4 protein-coding genes are annotated in these 6,186 nt (G+C 42.2%); 2 read left to right on the forward strand and 2 right to left on the reverse strand.

Features of this window, described 5'->3' with window-relative positions:
* Positions 1-421: 421 nt before the first annotated feature.
* Positions 422-676, reverse strand: a complete 255-nt coding sequence (locus F6K49_RS33930; RefSeq protein WP_293103722.1) for a hypothetical protein — start codon at positions 674-676, stop codon at positions 422-424.
* 271 nt (positions 677-947) lie between these two features.
* Entirely contained in the window at positions 948-4,520 is a 3,573-nt protein-coding gene (locus tag F6K49_RS33935; protein WP_293103725.1) for an NB-ARC domain-containing protein, read from the reverse strand.
* 312 nt (positions 4,521-4,832) lie between these two features.
* Here F6K49_RS33935 and F6K49_RS33940 point away from each other — a divergent pair, with 312 nt between their 5' ends.
* Positions 4,833-4,997 (forward strand): hypothetical protein, encoded by a 165-nt coding sequence (locus tag F6K49_RS33940; protein WP_293028641.1) that lies wholly within the window; start codon positions 4,833-4,835, stop codon positions 4,995-4,997.
* Positions 4,998-5,085: 88 nt separating this feature from the next.
* Entirely contained in the window at positions 5,086-5,820 is a 735-nt protein-coding gene (locus tag F6K49_RS33945) for a LuxR C-terminal-related transcriptional regulator (RefSeq protein WP_293103728.1), read from the forward strand.
* The last annotated feature ends 366 nt before the right edge of the window (positions 5,821-6,186 follow it).

A 6,186-nucleotide genomic window follows, 5' to 3' on the forward strand; every position in this document is an offset into this window, starting at 1 on the left:
GATGTGAAGTTTATCTCCATCTGCAGCGACCCGCCCTTGCAAATATTCCTGTATTTCTAGGATGTCATTGACACAGCCATTCAAAGAAGGAACAGGACTGGGATATTCATCAATAGCTACCAGCAGCCCATAGATATTGTAGGTCATGGCATTCTCTTAATACTTATTGAAGGAGTTACAGTTTTGTTAATTCCTGATTTATAACCCCCTAAATTACCCTTATTAAGGAGCACTTTTTTATCTAATTCTATCCTTGATCAGGAGCACTTTTTTATCTACTTCTATCCTTCATCAGGAGCACTTTTTTATCTAATTATACCTTCATCAGGAGCACTTTTTTATCTAATTCCCCCCTTAGTTAAGGGGGGTTAGGGGGGATCGCTGAGTTGGTCAATTCTCGCCCAAGAATAGAACTCCTGGATTATAAACCTCTATCGGTTTTTCCTGGAGAACGCTCACTAGTAGTTGGATTAGATTCTGGTGCAGTAATTTCTTTAGTGTCTTTATTATCTGTTTCGACATTTTCATCACTCGATCCAGCTTTTACTTCAGTTTCTTCAGGAGTTGTTACTGTTTCCTGAGAGTCGGAGCGATCGTCCCCTAAGGGGTTAGTATCGCCAGATGTATTTTCTACTACTTGCTCTTCAGAATTTTGGTTAGATTCTGTATTTTCCATAGCCACTTTTATGGACCTCAATTGTTATGATACAGGGCAAGGACAAGACTCAATAAATTCTTCTTCAAAAGAGTGATAAATAAGCACAATAGTGCATATAATCAAGGCTTACTATGGTCATAACCCTTGATCTAAATCACATTTGGGTAGATCACATTTTGGCTTAATTTTTCTTGCCCTTAGCTTGCTTTATGATCAGAAATTATACTTCTATAATAGCATATTATAAGCTTATTTGTCAAGGGAGCTAGAACCATTGCGGTGCCAGGCTTCACTCTTTATCTACTGCACCTAGAGCTTTTAACGTGTTTTTCTGAGGTTTGGTTAAACCAATGGCGTTTTTAATATTCATCCCTTCATAGGGTCGATCAATTCTCAGGGTTTTTATACATTCACCGGTGTCAAGATTCCAAAGCTTAATGGTTTCATCTTCGCTGCTACTCACTAACACAGGACGATTAGGACTAAAGGCAATTGACCGGACGGCTTTGTGGTGTCCCTGAAATAGTTTGAGAACATTACCTGTACTGATATCCCACAGTTGAACAGTCTGGTCATCACTGCCACTTGCTAAACTCTTGCCATCTGGACTAAAGGCAATTGTTCTGACTCGAGATGTGTTACCGGATAAGGTTTGTAGACATTGCCCCGTTTCAACATCCCACAGTTTAATAGTCTGGTCTCCACTGGCACTGGCCAGCAGATTGGCACCGGGACTGAACACAACAGATAAAACCCAATCCTCGTGACCTGGCAATGTTTGTAGACAGGTTCCGGTACTGACATCCCAAAGTTTGATCGTGTTGTCATGGCTACCACTGGCTAGGATTTTACCGCAGGGACTGAAACTAATGGTTAAGACGTGCTGAATATGCCCTTCTAAGGTGTGCAGACATTCTCCTGTATGCCAATCCCAAAGCTTTACCGTTTGGTCACGACTGGCACTGGCTAAAATTTCTCCCTCTGGACTGAAGCTGACCGAATGCACCCAACTATCGTGTCCCCACAGTGTTTGCAAACACTCTCCTGTATTTGCATCCCAAAGTTTGATAGTTGTGTCGTCACTGCTACTGGCCAGAATCTGATGGTCTTTGGGAGCAAAAGTGACTGATGAGACTAGATTAGTATGTCCTGACAACGTTTGTAGACATTGCCCCGTATCAATATCCCACAATCTTACCCGTTGGTCTTCGCTACTACTGGCCAACATTTGACCATCTGGACTAAAAGCAACGGATAAGATCCAATTACTATACCCCTCCACTGTTCTTAAACATTGTCCGGTGTGGATATCCCATAACTTCATGGTTTGGTTTTCACTCACACTCAGCAAGGTTTGACCATCCGGATTAACAGCAACCAACCAAATCCGTGAAGCGTAGCTATTACCTAAAGGGGAATTGCTATACTTGTGCAACGTTTGGAGACATTTCCCGGTTTCCACCTCCCAGATTTTAACCGTTGTATCCTCACTACCGGTCACCAGTGTTTTACCATCTGGGCTGAAAGCAACTGACCACACATAACTGTTGTAGTCTGGTAAGGTTTTGATACACTCACCACTGGCTAAATCCCAAAATTTTACCGTTGTGCCATCACTTCCAGTTACCAATGTTTGTCCATCTGGGCTAAGGGCAATCGATAATACCCAATTGATCGGGATTTCTAGGACTTGCAGGCAAGAACCAGTGTTGACATCCCAGACTCTCACAGTTTGGTCTTCAGCCCCAGTGACCAACCTTTGTCCATTGGGACTGAAGGTAGTAAAAAATACCGGATTGCTATGGCCTGACAAGGTTTGCAGACATTTTCCAGTGTGAACATTCCACAGCTTTACCGTTTGGTCATGGCTACCACTGGCTAACATTTCCCCGTCTGGACTAAACCCTAGGGATTGCACCCAACTGGTATGACCTCGCAATGTTTTCAGACATTGCCCGGTCTGGACATTCCACAACCTGATCGTTTGGTCGTTACTACCACTGGCTAAAATTTCTCCCTCTGGACTAACAGCCAGGGATTGCACCCAAGCCTTGTGACCATTGCAGGTAATAATTTGTTTAATGTTGGCAACGTCCCACAACCAAATCTCATTATCAACACTAGTTGCCAGGAGTTTCCCATCTGGGCTAAAGGTCGCTGATAAAACCCCCCCTAAGGTGCGAGTCAAAGCCGACTTACTTAAATCGGCATTGGCGAAGTTGACTCGATGCAAATTCATGCCCTGTAGGTAAGCTTGCCAAACCGTTAAGTTAGAAAAATCATAGCCACTCAGGTCAAGATTAAGCTGCCAGAGTAAATTGAGAACATTGCCCCCGGCATATCCGGGTTTTCGAGGGGGAAAAGACTTCAGTTTTGATAAAATTTGATTCAAATAGTTTTGGACATTTTCTGGGAGACCAAGCAGGTTGAGTAGTTGCTCGGTAATCGGTTTGAGAATCAGCTGAATTTGGGCATTTCTCAGATAATCTTTGGCTTGGGCTTTGATTAAGGCACAGCGCTCCAATAGTGCTATTTCTACCGTTTGAATTTCGCAGAAAATCTGTTCAATTAAGCGATCGCTGACATACTCCATCACCACGGGTTGTTGAGTAAATTTTCCCGAAGTCTTCTCAATCATTGAGCGCAATTGTAGAGATTCTAAGGTTTCTAATAAATGTTTGAATGAAACAGCCGGAATAATGTCCCTTTGTAGCTCCTTAAATGAGACCCATTCTCGATTAATGGTCAGCCAGTACATCACCTGTTGTTCTAAAGTTGACAAGCGATTAAACTGCTGGTCCATTAAATCGGAAATATCACCAAAGACAATAGTGCCTTCTTCTAAAAACTGAGCCACATCGCCGTCAAACAACTCATAAATTGTGGTGGCAACAATCTTCAATGCTAAAGGATTGCCTGCATAAAACTCTACCAGTGCTTGACATTCGTCTTTTGAGACAGAAAAGCCTTTTTCCGCGAGAATTTTCTTCCCTTCTCCCTCGGTTAAGCCAGGTAACCTCAGGGAACGAATCGGAGCGTTTACACCTTCTTTGTTTCTAATTTCTCTGGGTTTCTCCCGACTGGTCAACACCAGACAACTTTGATGGTTAGTCTCGCCCCAGCTTCTGAGGAGTTGCCCATAGCCTTCATATCCTGGGCGATAGGCTCCTGCCCGTTGGTCAGGGGATAGAATTGACTCTACATTATCTAAGATGAACAAACAACGCTCTGCCCGCAGATATTCGATTAAACAGGAGATTTTACCATCTAAGCTTTCTGGTAAAGTGGTGTCTTGCTGATCGGACAAAAACCCAATCAGGTCCGTCAAAAGCTCGTGAATGGGTGGCGCATTACGCAAACTTCGCCAAATCAGGTACTGAAATTCCGATTGTAGACCCTGGGCTAACTTGACAGACAAAGTTGTTTTACCAATTCCACCCATGCCAATTAAGGTAATCAGTCGGCAATGGTCATTAATAATCCATTGTTTGAGTGTGGCTAATTCTTCCTTGCGCCCGTAGAAATTGGTAACATCAATTGCTTCTCCCAAGTCTTGGCGTTTGCTAGAGCTTCTGATTTGTGGCTTTTGATCTACAGTCTGGGATGACAGATCATCTACTACAGCCTGGGATGGCGGGTCAAAATCAAAATTGGCAATGGCTCTCCATTCCAGTGCCAATTTCTGAGAAAGTTCTTCAAAAGTAATATAGTCAACGGGTTTACCGGTCAGGAAGTTGCTGACTGTGGCTAAGGCAAACCCGACATCTTCCGCCAAAGCCCTCTGGCTCGGAAAACCGTTACGCCTGACTGCCAGTTTAACTTTTTCAATGCATTCCTGACGGACTTTGAGCGACCTAGGCATGGCTCATTTGATCATGACTGTAGGGATTATACCATTGACAAAGGAAAATTCAGTCACAAATTCTTCACAATTTAGTCACAAGTCAGATCATCTCAGGCGGTAAGTCAGTATGCAGTGGGGTTTGATGAATATATAGCAATTTAAGGCAAAAGGAATCCCCCCTAACCCCCCGCCCGGAAGGGGGGAAGGCAAAAGGCAATAGCGATGGAGTCGGCCAAAGGGGGTTTCCCCAGTCCCTAAAACCCAGGAGGAAAGTACCTCACCCAATTCAAAACTGCTATATATTCTAGGAATTTTATCCTAAATAAAACCATGAATGTGCTCTCTAAAAAACTGTTGGCAAGAACAACGTTATGGCTATTGTTAGAAATTTGGCTCAACTTCCTTGGACTAGATAACCTAGCTGATTACAGCGAATTTATCTTTGGAAATAATTTCAGCAGCGCCAGTGGGGTGCTAAAAATCGAAATAATTTGATCGCTAAATGGAAAACGTAAAACAACCAATTAGTTTATCAATTGCATTTGGGATAAGCCCAATTAATTTCTCATAATCAAGGTTCACCATGACTAATCAACAACTCTTTACAAAACCCATTCATATTGAGTTAAGCCAAGTTGTTTCAAGCACATATGAGCTTCATAAACCGGATAAAAAACTAGATTATGTCAAACACTTTAAACACTATTGTAGTTTACCACAATCAATCAAAGTAGAAGCGACTAAACCCGAAAGCAGTAAGCCAGAGTTAGATTCAGAAGAAGGTTTGCCATTACTGCTCAAAGCAATTATTGAAGGCTTTGTTGATGGGGTGCTGATTATAACTACTAACCAAGAGTTGTTTCATGCCAATGAGTGTGGACGTCGAATGTGCTCTCAAATCTCTCAAGGTAAGTCACCGATCAACTCTATCCCTCAGCCAATTTGGCGAGTTTGCGAATCATTAATTGATAGTCGTGAGTTGTTTAGCGATCGCAAACTAATTATCGAAGCTGAAATTAAAGTGAATAAGTCAGTTAACTTTCGGGTTAGGGTTAGATGGTTAACGTTAGAGTTATCCCGAAATCCTTATCTGTTAGTCACCCTAGAAGATAAACATCAATCTACCCAAAATTCCGCTATCACTGATGCTATTAAATATGGCTTAAGTCACCGGGAGAAGGAAGTATGGTTACTTAAAAAAGCCAACTTAACTTACGAAGAAATTGCACAGCAGCTATATATCAGCATCAATACTGTTAAGAAGCACCTGAAAAGCATTTACGCTAAACAAAAACAACTGATGCAGTATCAAAATTAATATATACAGGGTTTTTCATAGCTATGAGGTACACATTATTTTTTACCTCTTCCCTCACTTCCCCTCCTGGGAGCAGGGCTGTTTCAAACTTTAGTAAGTTAACGATTATTGGAGATAGGGGGATAGGGGGATAGGGGGATAGGGAAATAAACTAAAATTTACCGAAAAATGCCCAAATTTAGTCATTAAAATCTTACGAATTAACCGCCTTCAATCAACTCAAATCACTAACAATTTGTTAACGGCCTTGGTGTAAGGGAACGATAAATTTGCCCAAAATCCCGAGTATTAGTCCAAAATTCTCCCCATCTCCCCATCTCCCCATCTCCCCATCTATTTTTTGCGAGAATGAAACAGCCCTGCCCT

This window comes from Moorena sp. SIO3I6, assembly GCF_010672095.1.